Raw genomic sequence first — 17,579 nt, forward strand, 5'->3', positions numbered from 1 at the left:
TGCGTGTCGGGGCCTGAACTTCCCTGTTTTGCCATGAAATTCCGGTGAGAACTGGCTATAGTGATCGCACAGTTTGTTTTAACTTGATACAGGCTGCATTGTCAGATCCAGCTGGGGGATCGCATGCAATCTCTTGAACAGCGCCGACGCGTCCGGGGGGACGTCGGCGGAGAACGTCCGCAGTTCCGTGACACTCCTGTGGAGGTCAAGGCGTACTCGACGGCGGGAATGGCCGGCTGGGCGGCGCAACTGGGTTCTCCCGCGCCCGAAGCTCCGCGTTCCCGCAGAATGGCCAGGACCGGCGGGATAGCTGCGATAGCAGCGTTGTTGCTCTACCTGACGTGGCGGATCGCATTCACCATGCCGCTTGGTGGCGGGGATCTTTTCATCGCGTGGACGCTGGTGACGTTTGAGGCCCTTCCGCTGATAGGGCTGGTTCTGAAATCCATCACTCTGTGGAACATCGACTGTTATGCGCCTGAGCCGGTTGCCCAAGCTCCCAAGGGCATGAAGGTTGCCGTGCTGATCCCCACGTATAACGAGCCGGTCGAAGTCCTTGCGCCCACCATCGCAGCGGCCTGCGCGCTTCAACCGCGCCACGAAACGTGGGTATTGGATGATGGAAGCCGCCCGTGGGTTGCCGAGATGTGCGCATCCTTCGGTGCAAGAGTGGTCACCCGCGCCGAGCACGACCATGCCAAGGCGGGCAACATGAACCATGCATTGGATTTGATGGCTGCGGAGGAAGCAGCCGGAAAAGACCCAATAGACATCATTGCCGTGCTCGACTGCGATCACGTGCCCCTCCCAACATTCCTGACGGCCACCTTGGGTTGGTTCGCCGACGAGGAAATCGCCCTCATCCAGGGGCCGCAGGCGTTCTACAACTCAGGAGCCTTCGACGACGACGGCATCTCCGGCGAACAGGGGTTGTTCTTCAACGTCCTGATGCCTTCACGCAATGTTCCCGGTGCAGGACCTTTCTGGTGCGGTTCAACCTCGCTGCTCCGGATCAAGGCGCTTCGCGAGGTAGGTGGAGTAGCCACCGAGACCATCACAGAAGACATGCACACCACCCTCAAGCTCATCCGGCTCGGGTGGAAGACCGTGTACCACCACCAGACCCTGGCGGTTGGCCTGGCCCCGGCAACGGCCGATCAATACCTGCTGCAGCGCAGACGCTGGGGCATGGGCGCGATGCAGATCCTGACCTACGAGCGCCTTTGGGCGGCCAAGAGCTGGATGACCTGGCGGAACTTCCACGAATACATCAACGGAACCTTATGGTGGCTTGAGGGCATTGCCACCTTGATTGCCTTCATCATCCCCATGGCGGTCATGGTCTCCGGCGCGCAGACCTCCACCGCCGGGCCCGTTGAGTTCACCCTTGCCTTCGCCGCCATGTTCTGGGTGCGTTTGTGGGGCGCCAAGAGGCTCATGCGCCACCAGATCCACTGGCCGACGGCGTTCGCCCTGCGGATTTTCCGGGTTCCTGTCGGGATGGCCTGCCTTTGGTGGCTCGTTTCCCGGAAGTCCTTGGAGTTTCAAGTCACCCCGAAAGGCGCCGCGGAACTTCGACTCCGCGGAAGGGCCCCGCGGATCCTCATTGTGCTGATTGTCATCGTGGGCGCGATTATTCTCTATGCGACGGCCGGAGTCCTCGGTTGGGTGCCCTGGCGGACGAGTCCTGGCTCCACGATTGCCGCCGGAGTCTGGCTGGTGCTGGCGGGGGTTGTCTTGGTGCTGGGGACGCTCCGGATCAGGGCCGCCGAATTCGCCACATCACGCAGGAGCGCCCACCGGGTCACCGTCAAGGTACCTGTCACGGTTTCCGGGGTCCCGGGCCAACTGCTGGACATTTCCATGGGAGGCGCCGCAGTCCGGGTCGGGGCGGACGCGCTACCGGAATCAGGCCGCGTACTCTTGGAACTCCCGGGAGACGCACGGATCCCCCTGGATATCGTCCGGGTGTGGTCTAGTTCGAAGGGAGAATACACTGCTTCGCTACGGGTTCGTGACCGCGACTGGGAGGCGTACCGCAGGCTCTCGCTCTGGCTGTTTCATACTCCCGATAACGCACTGCCCGGCTTTCCTCCTGGGGTCCCTGCCGTCGCAACCCGCGAGTCGGCATGAACGGCCACGCCTTGCGTAGGCCCGCCCTCGCCTGGACTGTTATCGTCACCGCTGGGGCAGTGGCCATCCTGGCGGCGATCCTCGGCGCAAACCAAGGGACGTCCGGGGCCCAGTCAGCCGGTGACCTCGCCATCCTGGCAGCATCGCTGCTCGCCACAGCCAGTTGTGCCTGGGCGGGGCGGCGCAAGGATGAAAGCGCCCGTGCGTGGCGGGTCATGGGCCTAGCCACGCTGATCTGGACCACCGGACAAGCGATCTGGACCTTCTACGGCTTGACGCTCGATCACGACTACCCCTACCCCTCCGTGGCCGACGCCGCTTTCGTCGGCTATTCGATCCCTGCCGCCATAGCCCTCTACTTGTTCCCTCGTCCCCGGGTCTCCTCGGTTGCTTTCCTGCGTGCACTCCTGGATTCGGCAGTGATTGCGTCCGCAGTGCTGTTCATGAGCTGGGCTACCGTCCTCGGCTCCATGTACAAGGCCGAAGGGCAGGAGACCCTCGTCCACCTCACCGGCCTCGCGTATCCGGTTGCCGACATTGCGATGGTCTCCATCGTCCTCATGCTCACCATGCGGAGGGCACCAGGGGAACGCCTCAGGTGGGTCTGCCTGGGTGGCGGACTCCTCGTCCTTGCGATCACTGACAGTACGTACGTGGACCTGACGTCCGAGGGCGTCACAGGTCTCACCGGAACTCCCCTGGCGGCAGGCTGGATCACGGCGTTCCTGCTGATAGCCCTCGCCCCGCTGGTCCCCTACGCCCCGCGTCCCCGGACGGAGCGGCGCCTCTACACCTTGGCCCTGGAACTGCTCCCCTACGTCCCTGTCCTGGGTGCCGTGATGGTGGCGCCCATACGGGTCGGGCGTCCCGGGGACCCCTTCCTGCAGGCCGTGGGGCTCACTGCCCTGGCCCTGGCCATCACCCGCCAGATTCTGATCATCCTCGAGAACATCAACCTCACGCGGGATCTCGAATCCAAGGTTGCCGAGCGCACAGCGGAACTTGAAGGTCTCGGCGCGATCGTCAACTCCTCAGCGGATGCAATCGTGGGCAAGTCACTGGACGGTGTCATCACCAGCTGGAATCCCGGAGCCGAACGGATCTACGGATACAGCGCCGCCGAGGCAATCGGCAGGCATGTTTCCTTCATCATTCCGGACGAACTTCAGGAGGAGGAAGAAGAGCTCTTGGCGGGCATCCGGGCCGGCGGGGAAACCCACAGCTACGAAACAGCACGGGTCCGCATCGACGGCTCCATCGTTCCCGTTTCCCTGACGATGTCTCCGATCCGCGGCACCGGCGGCATCCGCGGAGTCGCCACGATCGCCCAGGACATCACCGAACGCAGGATCGCCCAGGCCGAGTTGGTGACCGCCCGGGAAGCCGCCGAGGAAGCCAGCCGCTTGAAGTCGGAGTTCCTCGCGACGATGAGCCATGAGATACGCACGCCGATGAACGGAGTGATCGGGCTGACCGGATTGTTGCTGGACACCCCCTTGGAGGAAACCCAGCGCCAATATGCCGAAGGCGTCAAGGGCGCGGGCGAATCCCTGCTGTCCTTGATCAATGACATCCTGGACTTCTCGAAACTCGAAGCAGGCAAGGTCGATCTGGACCCTGCTCCCTTCAATCCACGCACCTTGGTGGAGGAACTCGCGGTCCTCCTTGCCGAGGCCGCACAGGCCAAAGGCCTGGAGCTGATTGCGTACTGCCGCCCGGAGGTTCCGGCGATGCTGGTGGGCGACGCCGGCCGCATCAAGCAGATCCTGCTCAACCTGGCCTCGAACGCCGTGAAGTTCACTCCCTCAGGGGAAGTTGTCATCAGCGTGAAGCTCGTGAAGCAAGAATCCGCGAACGTTCGTGTACGCTTCGAGGTCCGCGACACCGGGATCGGGATCGATGCGGCAGACCACCACAGGCTCTTTGAGTCGTTCTCGCAGGCCGATGCCTCCACTACCCGGCGGTACGGCGGGACCGGCCTTGGACTGGCGATCTCACGGAGGCTTACAGAGGTAATGGGCGGCGAAATCGGGGTGGACAGTTCCTTGGGCAACGGGAGCACCTTCTGGGCCACCCTTCCCTTGGCAGTGAGCGAAGCTGCGGCAGCTCCGGCGTCGATCTCGCCCGACCAGCTCACGGGACTCCGGGTCCTTGTGGTGGATGACAACTCGACCAACCGATTGGTGCTCGAGGGGCAATTGGCTGGCTGGCGGATGAAACCGGAAGCTGTCAGCGACGCCCAACAGGGCCTGGACCGCTGCCGCGAAGAGGCCGCCGCCGGACGTCCCTTCGACATTGCGGTGCTCGACATGTGCATGCCGGACATGAACGGCTTGGAGCTGGCACACCAGCTGAGCACCGACGTCGCGCTCGCATCCACCCGGATCATCATGCTGACGTCCACCATGAATGTGGACAAAGCCGAACTCGTGGCCGCCGGGGTCCAGGAATGGCTGACCAAGCCGGTGCGCAGCTCCGAGTTCTACGACCGCCTCATGCGTCTTGTCGCGGCCCGCCCGCTCGCGGCTCCCGTGGTCCTTCCAGCCATCCCGGTGACCATCAGCCAGCCTTCGCGCGGCCTGATTCTCGTCGTCGAGGACAACGAGGTCAACCAGCTCGTGGCCCGCAGCATGGTTGCGAAGCTCGGGTACGAGGCCGACGTCGTCGCCGATGGCAGCGAAGCAGTCGCCGCCACTGCGGCCACCGAGTATGCCGCGGTCCTGATGGACTGCCATATGCCCGTCATGGACGGATTCGAGGCCACCAAAGCCATCCGGGCACGGCACGATGGGCGCAGGCGGCTGCCGGTCATTGCGATGACGGCAGGCGCACTCGATGAGGATCGTGAGCGCTGCCTTGCGGCCGGCATGGACGATTATCTGACCAAACCGGTGGACGTGGACAAATTGGAGCGGGTTCTCTCGCGATGGATCCCGGAAACATCGAAGGAAGGCGGCGGCACTGTCCTCGACCCCGCGAGGCTGGAAACGTTGCGTGACCTCGGTCCGGCAGACGGGCTCGGGTTGCTGCCCGCCGCCGCCCAGGCCTTCAGGCAAGACATCCAACCGAGCCTGGAGGCACTCCGCCACGCTTTGGACAACGGAAGCCGAGACACTTTCAGGCACGTTGCCCACAAGCTAAAAGGAGCCGCAGCCAACATCGGGGCCGCGCGCGCGGCACGGATGTGCGAGGAATTGGAACGCAGCTCATCAAGCGGCGGGCCCGTCGATCCCGCGCTCCTGGCCGGCCTTGAGGCCGAACTGGGACTTGTTGACAAAGCGTTGGACCACGCCCTGTCGGTGGCCTCGTGAAGGTCCTGGTGGCGGACGACGATTTCGGTTCGCGTCTCGTGGCGAAGGCGGCAGTGGAGCAGTCCGGCCACGAATGCATCGTGGCCGCGGACGGCAACTCCGCTTGGGAGCTGTACAGGCAACACCGGCCGCAAGTTGTGGTGACTGACCTGATGATGCCCGGGCTCAACGGACTGGAACTCTGCCGCGCCATCCGCAGCGCGGAAGAGGACTCCTACACCTACCTTGTCCTTGTCACCTCGAAAGATTCACGCGAGGACGTCGTCGCGGGCATGCAGGCCGGTGCTGACGACTACGTGGCCAAGCCGCTTGACCCGTTCGCCCTGCATACCAGGCTGCTCGTGGCTCAGAGGGTGACTTCGCTGCACACCGATCTTGCACGCTACCGTGCCGCGCTCGCGGAGCAAGCGCGCACCGATCCCCTGACGAAGCTCCACAACCGGCTGAAGCTCTCGGAGGACCTGGAACAGCTGCACCACAGATGCGCCCGTTACGGAACGGACTACAGCCTGGCGATCTGCGACGTGGACAACTTCAAGAGATATAACGATCTTTATGGCCACCAGGCCGGAGATCTCGCATTGCAGTCGGTTGCGGCCTCCCTTGCCGCCCAAGGGCGCGAAAGCGACGGAATCTACCGCTTCGGCGGGGAGGAATTCCTCTTCCTGCTGCCGGGCCAGACGGTATCCGGCGCAGAAGCCAGGCTCGTCCGCGCTCTGGAGGCCGTGCGGGAGCTGGGCATCGCGCACTCAGGTAACCCCTCGGGTACCCTGACCTTGAGCGCCGGTCTCTCGGCCTTTGTGCCCGGCCATCGAGTCAGCAGCGAGCGGCTCCTCAAAGAGGCCGATATGGCGCTGTACGCCGCCAAGTCCGCCGGCAGGAACCGCGTGGAAGTGGCCCCGGAAGTCCGTCAACACACCAGGAGCTGAAGCCCGGCACCGCGCCTACAGCTCCGGAACAGCTTCCTGTGCCACAGCCGTCGCCTCAGCGAACTGAGTGTTGTACAACTCTGCGTAGCGCCCGTCTGCGGCGAGGAGCTCTGCGTGCGTGCCGCGCTCAATGATCGATCCGTCCTCCACCACCAGGATCACGTCGGCGGCCCGGATGGTGGAGAGCCGGTGGGCGATCACGACGGCGGTGCGTCCCTCGAGTGCCTCGCCCAAGGCCGCCTGGACCGCGGCTTCGCTGGTGGAATCCAAGGCTGCCGTTGCTTCGTCGAGGATGACGACCCTGGGTTGGGCGATGAGGAGGCGTGCGATGGTGAGCCGCTGGCGTTCTCCTCCGGAAAGGCGGTAGCCGCGCTCCCCCACCACGGTCTCCAGGCCATCCGGCAAGGAACGGACCATCGCTTCGAGCCTGGCGCGCCGGAGCACGTCCCACATTTCCTCGTCCGTCGCTCCCGGCCGGGCCAACCGCAAGTTGGAGGCGATGCTTTCATGGAAGAGGTGGCCGTCCTGCGTGACCATGCCCAGGGTCGCCCGGAGGGAATCGAACGTTGCGTCCCGGATATCCAGGCCGGTACCTCGCCCATGCCCGCCCAATCGCACGGCGCCGGAGTCGACGTCGTACAGCCGGGACAGCAGCTGGGCCACGGTGGACTTGCCCGCGCCGGAGGACCCCACGAGCGCAACGGTCTGCCCGGGCTCCACGCGGAAGCTGATTCCGTGCAGGACCTCCTCGCCGCCGCGGGTGTCAAGCGTCGCCACTTCCTCCAGCGAGGCAAGGGACACCTTGTCTGCGGACGGGTAGGCGAAGCGGACGTCGTCGAACTCCACCGCAACAGGGCCCGAAGGCACCGCGACGGCGTCGGGCTTCTCCTGGATGAGCGGCTTGAGGTCCAGGATCTCGAAGACCCGCTCGAAGCTGACCAGCGCGCTCATGACCTCAACGTGGGCACTGGACAGTGCGGTAAGCGGCGCATACAGGCGGGTAAGCAGCAGCGCCAGTACGACGACGTCGCCCGCGGCCAGTTGCCCGCTCAGCGCAAGCCAACCGCCCAGTCCGTAAACGAGTGCGAGGGCCAGGGCGGAAACGAGGGTCAGTGCGGTGATGAACGTGAACTGCAACATGGCGGTGCGGACGCCGATGTCACGCACACGGCCGGCGCGCAGGGCGAACTCGGCCGACTCTTCGTCCGGGCGGCCGAACAGTTTGACGAGCGTGGCGCCGGGTGCGGAGAACCGCTCCGTCATTTGGGTTCCCATGGCCGCGTTGTGGGACGCGGCTTCACGACGGAGGTCGGCCAGCTTGGAGCCCATGCGGCGTGCGGGAATGAGGAAGATCGGCAGCAGCACCATCGCGAGGACGGTGACGAGCCAGGACGTGTTGAGCATGACAATGAGGGTCAGCGCCAAGGACACGACGTTGCTGACTACACCGGAGAGAGTGCCCGCGAACGCCGACTGGGCTCCGATGACGTCGTTGTTGAGCCGGCTGACGAGGGCTCCGGTACGGGTCCGGGTAAAGAAGGCGATGGGCATGCGCTGCACATGGTCGAATACCCGCGTCCGCAGGTCGACGATCACGCCTTCGCCGATCACGGAAGACAGCCACCGGGTCAGTAGTCCCACTCCGGCGTCGGCGACGGCCACGGCAGCGATGAGCGCGGCCAGCCCGACCACGACGTCCACGCCCGCATGGGCGATGATCGCGTTCACCACTTTGCCGGCCAGCACCGGGGTGGCCACGGCAAGGAACGCACCAGCGATGGAGGCCAGCACGAAGGCGATCAGCTTGTTGCGGTGCGGTTTCGCGAAAGCGAGCACGCGCCGGATGGTTTCCCGCGAGAACGGCTGGGAGCCGCTCTTGGCGCGGGTGATGTTGTAGAGCGAGCGCCAGGCGACGCCATCCATGCTCATGGCTTGTGATTCCCCATTCCGGAAGTGTGGTGCAGTTCGGTCACGGTGCCGTTGTCAAGGTGCCAGCGGGAATCGAGCCGGACGTTTTCGAGCAAGCGGCGGTCGTGCGTGACCAGCAGGAGCGCGCCGTCGTAGCCGTCGAGAGCATCCTCAAGCTGTTCGATCGCGGGCAGGTCGAGGTGGTTGGTGGGTTCGTCCAGGACCAGCAGGTTGACGCCGCGGGCCTGCAGCAGAGCGAGCGCCGCGCGCGTGCGTTCGCCCGGGGACAAGGAATCCACGGTCCTGGAGGTGTGGTCCGCCTTGAGGCCGAACTTGGCCAGCAGGGTGCGGACATCGGCGGAGTTCCAGTCGACCAGGACGGCTTCGACGGCGTCTGCCAAGGTGAGGTGCCCGGCCAACAGTCCGCGGGCTTGGTCGATCTCGCCGATCGCCACAGATGCACCCATGGAGGCATCTCCGGCGTTGGGCTGTTGAATCCCGAGCAGGAGCCGCAGGAGGGTGGACTTTCCCGCGCCGTTGGGTCCCGTGATGCCAATCCGTTCGCCGGCGTTGAGCTGGAGGTTGACGGGTCCCAGCGTGAAGTCGCCCTGGTGTGCCACGACGTCGCGCAAGGTTGCGACGACGGAGCTGGAGCGCGGAGCCTGGCCGATGCTGAACTGCAGCTGCCATTCCTTGCGCGGCTCTTCCACCTCGTCGAGCCGGGCGATGCGGGATTCCATCTGCCGGACTTTCTGGGCCTGCTTTTCCGAAGACTCAACGCTCGCGGCCCTGCGGATTTTGTCGTTGTCCGGGCTCTTCTTCATGGCGTTGCGGACGCCCTGCGAGCTCCATTCGCGCTGCGTCCGGGCCCGGGACACGAGATCCGCCTTGGTGTTGGCGAATTCCTCGTAGCGTTCGCGGGCGTGCCGCTTTGCCACCGCCCGCTCTTCGAGGAAGGAATCGTAACCGCCGTCGTAGACGGCCACGCTGTTCTGGGCCAGGTCCAGTTCCAGCACCTTGGTGATGCAGCGCGCCAGGAACTCGCGGTCATGCGAGACCAGCACCGCGCCGCCTCGAAGGCCTTGGACGAACGATTCAAGCCGGGCCAGTCCGTCGAGGTCCAGGTCATTGGTGGGTTCGTCGAGCAGCACGACGTCGAAGCGGCTCAGCAGGAGCGCAGCCAAGGCAACGCGGGCGGCTTGCCCGCCGGACAGGCCCGTCATAAGCGCATCGGGACCCGATTCGAGGCCAAGTTCCGCCAGCACCGCGGGGATCCGGTCTTCCAGGTCCGCGGCACCCGATGCCATCCAGCGGTCAAAAGCCAGGGAGTACGCGTTGTCGGCCTCCGCGGTTCCGGCTGCGAGCCCCTCGGCTCCGGACTCCATCTCCTCAGTGGCCTGGGCACAACCAGTGCGGCGGGCAATGTAGGCGGCGACGGTTTCGCCCGGGGTGCGTTCGTGTTCCTGGGGCAGCCAGCCGACAAAGGCGTCGCTCGGAGCGAGGCTGACCGTGCCCTCCTGGGGACGGTCGGCTCCCGCGAGGATGCGCAGCAGGGTGGATTTCCCGGCGCCGTTGGCGCCGACGACGCCCACGACGTCTCCTGGCGCGACGGTGAGGGAGAGCTTCGAGAACAAGGTGCGGTGACCGTGGCCGCCGGAGAGCTCTTTGGCGACAAGCGTTGCAGTCATTGGTCTATCCTCTCACTGCTCCGCTCCTGAGCGGAAAGGCCGGCCACGCGAAAGGGCGGCCGTGCGAATACCATGCCGTCCGAAAGACCGGGGCATGGAAGAACCCGCTGGTCCGTACTTGGGGGGTGTGCGGACCAGCGGGTTCGAGAATCAAGCATAATTCAATGTGCCTGCATCGTAAAATCGACTTCGCAGACCTGAAACCGTCTAGCAGAAAGTGGTTCATGTCCCTCCCCTCCAAGGCGTTCCAACGCTGGCTGCACGGGATCGCCCCGAACACCAGCACGGCCGATGTCTGCCGCTTTTCGGGAGTGAAACGCACCACACTGGCCCAGCAATTGGTTCGCGGCAAGGTGGCCGAGAGTTCGCTCGTGAGCATCAGCCGGGCCTTCGACATGAATCCCTTCGATGCTTTGGCACAATTCGAGGCCTACGCGGCGCTTCGCGGAACCCCGGTTCCCCCCACTGATGCGGAACTCGTCAGTCAGGTGTCCACCATGGATCTGCTGCGTGCGGTCGTCGAGCGCTCCGATCCCGGCGAGGGCGTCCCGCCCCTGGTCCTGGCGGAGACCCCGCACGGTAGTTCAGTCAGGAACTGGGTGGACGCGATCGACGACGGCGAGCTGCGCCACCGGGTGAGCGGCTCCACCGGGATCGCACCGCAGAACTTCTCCGCGCACCTGACCGCCAACCGGCTGCCCCCGGAACTGGCCTTGGCAACGTCCCGGGCGGCCGGCGTCGGACCGGCCGGAGGCCTCGTGGCCAGCGGCCTCGTCACCGAGGCCGAGGCAGGATGGCCCCCCGGGGCGCGGCGGGACGCCCTGGACAGGATGACGGACGGCGAACTGGCCCTGCTGGCCGGAGAGCGGCTGCAGGCCCTGGGCAAGGCCCTGCGCCGCCATGAGCACGAGCTCGACCACAGCAACAGAATCTGGGAGAACCTGGGATGACCACCGTGTTGGCGTGGGCTACGCTCTCCATTTGCCTCATTTTGACGGCCATTCGCATCCCCAGCGCCGTTCGGGGCGAGAACCGCATGATGTTCGTCTTGTTCGCACTGATTTCCCTCGACATCCTTCTCAGCATCGAGGGTCCCTATGTGCTGATTGACGGGTGGCTGGGCAACTTCAACCTCGGCAACCTGCTGCTCCGGTTCCTGCTCTACGGAACGTTCCTGCTCATGGGCATCAAGGTGGCCAGGGCCTTTGGCTCAGCTGGCGGAGAACGCGCCATCCGCGGGCCGATTGGCTTGGCCGTTTTGGGAGCAACCGCGATCCTCACGGCCTTCTTCTTCTTCTCGATGGACACCCGGGACTCCACGGTTGGCCTGAATGACCTTGACCCTGGGCCGGCCCTTGATCTGTATGCGGCCTTGGGCAGGTTCTACCCGGGCTACGTTGCCGTATGCCTCATCCCGGGCATCTGGCGATCGGTCCGAGGTTCGGGTCCCGTTCTGCTCCGGGCCGCCTCAGCGACACTGCTCCTGGGCCTTGCCTTGCTAACGGTTTCACAGGTCTTTCCGCTCATCCCGCCAACGAATACGTGGCTGCGGCCGCTCATCAATTACTCTGCCGCTTTGGCCACTGCACTTGGCCTGGGAGGCATCTGGCTGTCCAAAACCGTTGCCAGCCGGACTAGCCGCACGGTAATTTAAAAACATACCGCGTAACCTCTTTCATAAATCCATTATATCGTGCCATAATTATGAATGTGTGAAGGCGACGCAGCCTGACCTTTGAATCAATGAACGGGTTTCCAAGGTTCGTGGCGCGTGCGGGAGCACTTTTGGGGGGATGAGTGGTGGCGGGCTGTTGGGGACCGCCCCCACTCAGCCTTTTTAAGCGTCCTCCCGTGTACGCCGGACACCGCCCGAAGCACCCCAGTCCGGTCCCGTGACTAAGATGGCTTTCATGAAGAGCCTGCCCACCCGCCGCACAGCACTGTCCGCAACCCTGGCCGCCGTCGCGCTGGCACTGACCGCTTGCGGCGGTGGTTCCTCGCCGTCGTCGACGTCGGGTGGAGATACCTCGCTGTCCGCCATCAAGTCCAAGGGCGAGATCGTTATTGCCACGGAAGGCACCTACCGGCCGTTCAGCTTCCACGAGAACGGGGCCGGTCCCCTCACGGGCTTCGACGTCGAGATCGCCCAGGCCGTCGCTGCCAAGCTCGGAGTGAAGGCGACCTTCCAGGAAACCCAGTTCGATGGCATCTTCGCGGGTCTTGATTCCAAGCGCTTCGACATGATCGCCAACCAGATCTCCATCAACCCCGAACGCACGGCCAAGTACGATTTCTCGGCGCCGTACACGATCTCCAATGGCGTCGTCGTGACCAAGTCGGACAACAACTCCATCAACAGCTTCGCCGATCTCAAAGGCAAGACCACCGCGCAGTCGCTGACCAGCAACTTCTACAAGATGGCAGTTGACGCAGGCGCCAACGTGCAGTCCGTCGAAGGCTGGGCACAAGCCGCAACCCTGGTCCGCCAAGGCCGCGTCGACGCAACCGTCAACGACAAGCTGACCTACCTCGACTACGCCAAGAGCACTCCGGACTCCGGCTTGAAGATCGCCGCGGAGACCACCGACAAGACGCAAAGCGCCATGGTCTTCCGCAAGGGATCCGCCGAACTCAAAGCCGCGGTCGACAAAGCGCTCACGGACCTTCAGGCCGATGGCACCCTCGCCAAGATCTCCCAGAAGTACTTCGGCGCAGACGTTACCAAGTAGCCGGCGGCCAAACAGATGACCTTCAACTGGGACCTCGTCTGGAGTTCCTTCGGGCCAATCGTCGGGGGCGCCGTCACAGGAACCATCCCCCTCACCCTGGCTTCGTTCGCCATTGGCCTGGCGTTGGCGCTCCTCGTTGCCCTCTTGCGCTTGAGCCCCAACAGGTTGCTCTCCGGCGTCGCACGCTTCTATGTCTCCGTGATCCGTGGGACTCCCCTGTTGGTGCAGTTGTTCGTGATCTTCTACGGTCTCCCGAGCATCGGCGTGAAGCTGGAGCCGTGGCCGAGCGCCATCATCGCGTTTTCGCTCAATGTGGGCGGCTACGCGGCCGAGGTCATCCGAGCCGCGATCCTGTCGGTGCCCAAGGGCCAGTGGGAGGCCGGGCACACCATCGGAATGTCGCGTCCGCAGACGCTCGTGCGGATCATCCTCCCGCAAGCGGCCAGGGTCTCGGTACCTCCACTGTCCAACACCTTCATTTCCCTCGTGAAGGACACCTCGCTGGCTTCGCTCATCCTGGTCACCGAGCTTTTCCGCAACGCCCAGCAGATCGCCGCATTCAGCCAGGAATTCATGATCCTGTACCTCGAGTCCGCCCTGGTTTACTGGGTCATTTGCCTCGTCCTCTCCACGGGCCAGTCCGCCCTGGAGCGCAGATTGGACCGTTATGTCGCCCACTGAGCCCAGCAACGCCCCCCACGGGAACTCCGGGCTGGTGCTGTCTGCCCGGGACCTCGCCAAAGCCTTCGGCAGCAACAAGGTGCTGCGCGGAATCGACATCGACGTCAGGCGCGGCCAGGTGGTCGCGTTGATCGGGCCGTCCGGTTCGGGAAAGACCACCGTCCTGCGCTCACTCAACGGCCTCGAAGTGCCCGACGCCGGAACGGTCACCTTCGGTGACGCCGACGCGGGGACGGTCCGGGGCTCCGGCGCAGGACTGACCCTCGATTTCGCGGGCAGCGTGGGCAAGCGGGAGATCGCCGCCCTCCGGGATCGCAGTGCCATGGTGTTCCAGCACTACAACCTGTTCCCGCACATGACGGTGCTCAAGAACATCATCGAGGGACCGCTCCAGGTCCAGAAGCGTCCACGGGCGGAAGTGGTCGCGGAGGCCGAGCGGCTCCTGGCCCGGGTGGGCCTCGCGGACAAACGAGACGCCTACCCCTTCGAGCTGTCAGGCGGCCAGCAACAACGGGTGGGAATCGTGCGCGCCTTGGCCCTCAAACCCCAACTGCTGCTCTTCGACGAGCCAACCTCTGCCCTGGACCCGGAACTCGTGGGCGAAGTGCTCGGTGTCATCAAGGAACTTGCCGACGAAGGATGGACCATGGTGATCGTGACGCACGAGCTCGCCTTCGCCCGCCATGTTGCCGACGAAGTCATCTTCATGGACGGCGGCGTAGTGGTGGAGCGCGGACCAGCAGCGGATGTCTTGCGCGAGCCGCGGGAGGAACGCACCAGGCAATTCGTCAAGCGCCTCCAGCACGACGTCTGACCCCCAACTGATCCCCACCACCACCCTCGCCTCGCAAGTCCCCACCGGCTCCCAGCCTTCGCAAGCTCAGGCAGGGACCCTCGCCGGTGTGGCCCCACGGCCAGGGAACCCTGGCGGCGTGGGCCCAGCATTTGTTGTCGTTTTGGGCCTCCAAAACGACATTGACTGGGAGTCAGTTGGGTGGGCCGGGCACGCAACCGTCTAGCGGCTGAAACGCAAGGTCACCAGCTGGAACGGGCGCAGGGTCAGTTCGGCAGCTCCCACTCCGGGCTTCACTCCGGGAGCCTCGACGGGACGTTCCAACAGGTCCACGGATTGCACCATCCGGGAGTCGAAGTTGGCTGTGATGAGGCCCGTGGAGCGTTCTCCCAGAGATTCATAAAGCCGCACGATGACGTCTCCGGAGCCGTCCTCGGCAAGCTTGACGGCCTCGATGACCAGCGCTTGGTTGAACACCGTGAAAAGCGGCTCAACGGGGTTCGCCCCTGCCAGCAACCTCGGTTTGAGGTTGGTCCGGTAGCCCTCTTCCACGGCCCCGCCGATGCTGGCGCCGGGCCGGATGCTCAGATCCAGGACGTGAACCCCAAGGTCGGCTTGGGGGTCCGGGAACTTGGGCGCCCGCAGCAGTGACACACGCACATTGGTGGTGGTCCCGCCGTCGTCACGGATGGTCCGGGTGACGTCGTGCCCGTAACTTGAGGCATTGGAGATTGCGACTCCATAACCCGGCTCCGCCACGTGGATCCAGCGGTGGGCGCAGAATTCGAACTTGGCGGCTTCCCAGGACGTGTTCGTATGCGTAGCCCGGAAGACATGCCCGAATTGGGTCTCCGAGGCGGAACGGTCCGCACGGACATCCAGCGGGAAACCGATCTTGAGCAGTTTCTCGTGTTCCTGCCAGTCCACCGTGGTGGAAATGCCGAGGGATTCCGCGCCCGCTTCGAGGGAAATGCGCTGCGTGATGGTGGAGGAGCCCACCGTCCGCTCCACCACGACGACGACGTCCCAGCCTGCACGTTCCAGCGTCACCGATCGCGCGTCGACCACCGGGACGACGTTCCGGCGATAGAACTCGTCGATGTCCCAGGCATCCCATTCGTTCGGCGTATCCCGGTGGAGCTCAAGGTGGTTGCCGAACGTCCCGGGCGCAATGGCTTCCCGGCCCGTTGCGTAATCGGAGAGGGAGGTCAGCAATCCATTGGCGTCCAGCACCGCCCGGATGATGCCGTTGTCCAAAACATAACCGCCGGCGCGCTCTGTGACACTGACTGGACTATCCGAGTGGACCGGCTCGGCAGCGGCGAGCGCCGGAACACCGTTGCGCTCGTGCGGCGCGGCATTGAGCAGGAACGTGGTGTCTCCCTCGCCCAGAACGGCTGACGCGGCACCCGCTATGATGCCTTCCAACTCCCGGGCGATCGCGGCATAGTTCCGCTCCGCATCCTGGTGGACCCACGCGATGGAACTGCCCGGCAGGATATCGTGGAACTGCTGCAGGAGTACAAGCCGCCACAACCGCTTGAGGTCCGCCGCGGGATAGGTGAACGAACCCGCAGTCCGTACTGCCGCCGTCGAGCACCAAAGCTCGGCCTCGCGCAGCAGGTGTTCCGAGCGGCGGTTGCCTTGTTTGGTATTGGCCTGGCTCGTGTACGTCCCCCTGTGCAGCTCAAGGTACATCTCCCCTACCCAGACCGGGAGGTTGTGGTACTCGGCCTCGGCCTGGGTGAAGAACTCCTTCGCGGTTCCCATGCGCACCTTCGGCGAGCCTTCGAGGTCCGCCGTCCGGTGGGCGGCGGCAACCATTTCGCGCGTGGGTCCGCCACCGCCGTCGCCGTAACCGAAGGGGACCAGCGAAATGGTGCCGCGGCCATGCTCCCGGTAGTTGCGCTGGGCATGAGCCAGTTCGCGGCCGTGGAGCTCTGAGTTGTAGGTGTCCACCGGCGGGAAGTGGGTGAAAAGCCGCGTGCCGTCGATGCCCTCCCAGTTGAAGGTGTGGTGCGGCATCTTGTTGACCTGGTTCCAGGAGATCTTCTGGGTCAGGAACCACCGGGAACCAGCGGACTTGACGATCTGCGGGAGGGCCCCGGAATATCCGAAGGAGTCAGGCAGCCAGGCCTCCTGGCAGTCGATGCCGAACTCCTGCAGGAAGAAGCTCTTGCCCTCCACGAATTGGCGGGCCATTGCCTCGCCACCGGGCATATTGGTGTCCGATTCCACCCACATGCCGCCAACCGGCACGAATTGCCCGGCCTTCACCTTCTCCCGGATCCGGATGAACAGCTCAGGATAGAACTCCTGCATCCACGCCAATTGCTGCGCCGAGGAGCAGGAGAAGACGAAATCGGGGTTCTCATCCATGAGGGCGACAACGTTGGAGAAGGTGCGGGCGCATTTGCGGATGGTTTCCCGGACCGGCCATAGCCAAGCCGAGTCGATGTGGGCGTGGCCAGTAGCCAGAAGTTCGTGGGCCGAGGCGTAAGCGGGCCGGCTCAAGACCTCGGCGAGGGCTTCCCTGCCGGCGGCTGCGGTACCGGCAACATCGTCCGGGTCCATGATGTCCAGCATGCGCTCGAAGGCGCGGAGGATCTCATGCCGCCGCGGCAGTTCGAAGGGCAGTTCGTGCATCAGCCCGCTAAGGGTCCAGATGTCCTGGTGGAGCTCCCAGACCACCTCGTTGAGTTCGGCGATGGCTATGCGTCCGAGCCGGTAGCGGGGCTCGTCTCCGGAGGTGGACTTGTCCCCGAGCGGGGTTGCCGCGAAGGTCCAGCTTTGGCTGAGATCCGGATTGGCGGCGGCTTCCACGTAGAAGTCCACCGAGAGTCCGCCACCCAGAAGCTTCAACGGGACATGCTGGTTGCGCGGAGAGATGGCCTTGATGATAGTGCCGTCCGGGCGCCAGGCGATGCCTTCGCACTGGAATCCGGGTGCGTCGATGCTGAACCCGAGATCGACGACGATCTCCACCGTGGTGCCATCGGCGACTCCCCATCCCTCCGGGACTTCGCCCCGAAGCCGCAGCCACTTGGTGCTCCAGGCCTTGCCCCAAGCGGCACCGTGTTCCTGGGGCTCAAAGACCTGGCGGAGTGCTTCCGAGACCGGAACCGGCTCCCCCGGGGCATCCCAGCTGCTCAGTTCAAGAGGCAGCGCACGGCCATAGATGGCGGGAGCTATCCGCTCCCGGACAAAACGTTCGAGCCGCTTCTCAGTGATCCGGCGGTCGTCGTGCAATTGAAGTCCCCTTTGGCGGTGGGCTAGGTTGATTGCTTCCTTACCGTTATGAGCAGCCTAGTAGGCAGGTCACTGTCCGGAGGAACCAGATTCCATTCGATGGATAAAATCTACGTCGTTCCCGAACAATAGCCAAGTGATTGGCGGCTATCCCTGCA

11 protein-coding genes are annotated in these 17,579 nt (G+C 64.5%); 8 read left to right on the forward strand and 3 right to left on the reverse strand.

Annotated features, from left to right (window positions below):
- The first annotated feature begins 123 nt into the window (after nucleotides 1-123).
- The 3 genes from VLA65_RS02535 to VLA65_RS02545 are packed head-to-tail and all read left to right on the forward strand — an operon-like array spanning nucleotide 124 to nucleotide 6,373.
- Entirely contained in the window at nucleotides 124-2,133 is a 2,010-nt protein-coding gene (locus VLA65_RS02535) for a glycosyltransferase family 2 protein (RefSeq protein ID WP_332601703.1), read from the forward strand.
- Nucleotides 2,130-5,444, forward strand: coding sequence for a PAS domain-containing hybrid sensor histidine kinase/response regulator (locus VLA65_RS02540; protein ID WP_332601704.1), 3,315 nt, complete (start codon nucleotides 2,130-2,132; stop codon nucleotides 5,442-5,444). Before VLA65_RS02535 ends, VLA65_RS02540 begins: the two co-directional genes overlap by 4 nt.
- A complete protein-coding gene (locus VLA65_RS02545) occupies nucleotides 5,441-6,373 on the forward strand; it encodes a GGDEF domain-containing response regulator (RefSeq protein WP_332601705.1) in 933 nt (310 codons plus the stop codon). Before VLA65_RS02540 ends, VLA65_RS02545 begins: the two co-directional genes overlap by 4 nt.
- A 15-nt stretch (nucleotides 6,374-6,388) precedes the next feature.
- Here VLA65_RS02545 and VLA65_RS02550 read toward each other — a convergent pair whose 3' ends face one another.
- Nucleotides 6,389-8,302, reverse strand: a complete 1,914-nt coding sequence (locus VLA65_RS02550) for an ABC transporter ATP-binding protein (protein ID WP_284989633.1) — start codon at nucleotides 8,300-8,302, stop codon at nucleotides 6,389-6,391.
- Nucleotides 8,299-9,969: an ABC-F family ATP-binding cassette domain-containing protein gene (locus tag VLA65_RS02555; RefSeq protein ID WP_332601706.1), complete on the reverse strand. Its 1,671-nt coding sequence runs from the start codon at nucleotides 9,967-9,969 to the stop codon at nucleotides 8,299-8,301. Before VLA65_RS02555 ends, VLA65_RS02550 begins: the two co-directional genes overlap by 4 nt.
- A 224-nt stretch (nucleotides 9,970-10,193) precedes the next feature.
- Here VLA65_RS02555 and VLA65_RS02560 point away from each other — a divergent pair, with 224 nt between their 5' ends.
- The 5 genes from VLA65_RS02560 (at nucleotide 10,194) to VLA65_RS02580 (ending at nucleotide 14,193) form a co-directional block, all read left to right on the forward strand.
- A complete protein-coding gene (locus VLA65_RS02560; protein WP_307052777.1) occupies nucleotides 10,194-10,919 on the forward strand; it encodes a hypothetical protein in 726 nt (241 codons plus the stop codon).
- A complete protein-coding gene (locus tag VLA65_RS02565) occupies nucleotides 10,916-11,623 on the forward strand; it encodes a hypothetical protein (protein ID WP_332601707.1) in 708 nt (235 codons plus the stop codon). Before VLA65_RS02560 ends, VLA65_RS02565 begins: the two co-directional genes overlap by 4 nt.
- Before the next feature lie 256 nt (nucleotides 11,624-11,879).
- Nucleotides 11,880-12,698: an amino acid ABC transporter substrate-binding protein gene (locus VLA65_RS02570; protein WP_059388190.1), complete on the forward strand. Its 819-nt coding sequence runs from the start codon at nucleotides 11,880-11,882 to the stop codon at nucleotides 12,696-12,698.
- 15 nt (nucleotides 12,699-12,713) lie between these two features.
- The gene (locus VLA65_RS02575) at nucleotides 12,714-13,379 is read left to right on the forward strand and encodes an amino acid ABC transporter permease (RefSeq protein WP_059388188.1); all 666 of its coding nucleotides are present in this window, start codon (nucleotides 12,714-12,716) and stop codon (nucleotides 13,377-13,379) included.
- Nucleotides 13,366-14,193, forward strand: a complete 828-nt coding sequence (locus VLA65_RS02580) for an amino acid ABC transporter ATP-binding protein (protein WP_332601708.1) — start codon at nucleotides 13,366-13,368, stop codon at nucleotides 14,191-14,193. The genes VLA65_RS02575 and VLA65_RS02580 overlap by 14 nt, the downstream gene beginning before the upstream one ends.
- A gap of 201 nt (nucleotides 14,194-14,394) precedes the next feature.
- Here the strand turns inward: VLA65_RS02580 and VLA65_RS02585 are convergent, their stop codons facing one another.
- Nucleotides 14,395-17,421: an alpha-mannosidase gene (locus tag VLA65_RS02585; RefSeq protein WP_332601709.1), complete on the reverse strand. Its 3,027-nt coding sequence runs from the start codon at nucleotides 17,419-17,421 to the stop codon at nucleotides 14,395-14,397.
- Between the last annotated feature and the right edge of the window lie 158 nt (nucleotides 17,422-17,579).

Origin of the sequence: Arthrobacter sp. S2(2024) (assembly GCF_036662515.1) — a bacterium.
GTDB lineage: Bacteria > Actinomycetota > Actinomycetes > Actinomycetales > Micrococcaceae > Arthrobacter.

Coding starts and splice junctions, on each gene's coding strand:
- VLA65_RS02535 (WP_332601703.1), top strand. CDS start 124: ATGCAATCTCTTGAACAGCGCCGACGCGTCCGGGGGGACGTCGGCGGA.
- VLA65_RS02565 (WP_332601707.1), top strand. CDS start 10,916: ATGACCACCGTGTTGGCGTGGGCTACGCTCTCCATTTGCCTCATTTTG.
- VLA65_RS02540 (WP_332601704.1), top strand. CDS start 2,130: ATGAACGGCCACGCCTTGCGTAGGCCCGCCCTCGCCTGGACTGTTATC.
- VLA65_RS02575 (WP_059388188.1), top strand. CDS start 12,714: ATGACCTTCAACTGGGACCTCGTCTGGAGTTCCTTCGGGCCAATCGTC.
- VLA65_RS02570 (WP_059388190.1), top strand. CDS start 11,880: ATGAAGAGCCTGCCCACCCGCCGCACAGCACTGTCCGCAACCCTGGCC.
- VLA65_RS02550 (WP_284989633.1), bottom strand. CDS start 8,302: ATGAGCATGGATGGCGTCGCCTGGCGCTCGCTCTACAACATCACCCGC.
- VLA65_RS02580 (WP_332601708.1), top strand. CDS start 13,366: ATGTCGCCCACTGAGCCCAGCAACGCCCCCCACGGGAACTCCGGGCTG.
- VLA65_RS02555 (WP_332601706.1), bottom strand. CDS start 9,969: ATGACTGCAACGCTTGTCGCCAAAGAGCTCTCCGGCGGCCACGGTCAC.
- VLA65_RS02560 (WP_307052777.1), top strand. CDS start 10,194: ATGTCCCTCCCCTCCAAGGCGTTCCAACGCTGGCTGCACGGGATCGCC.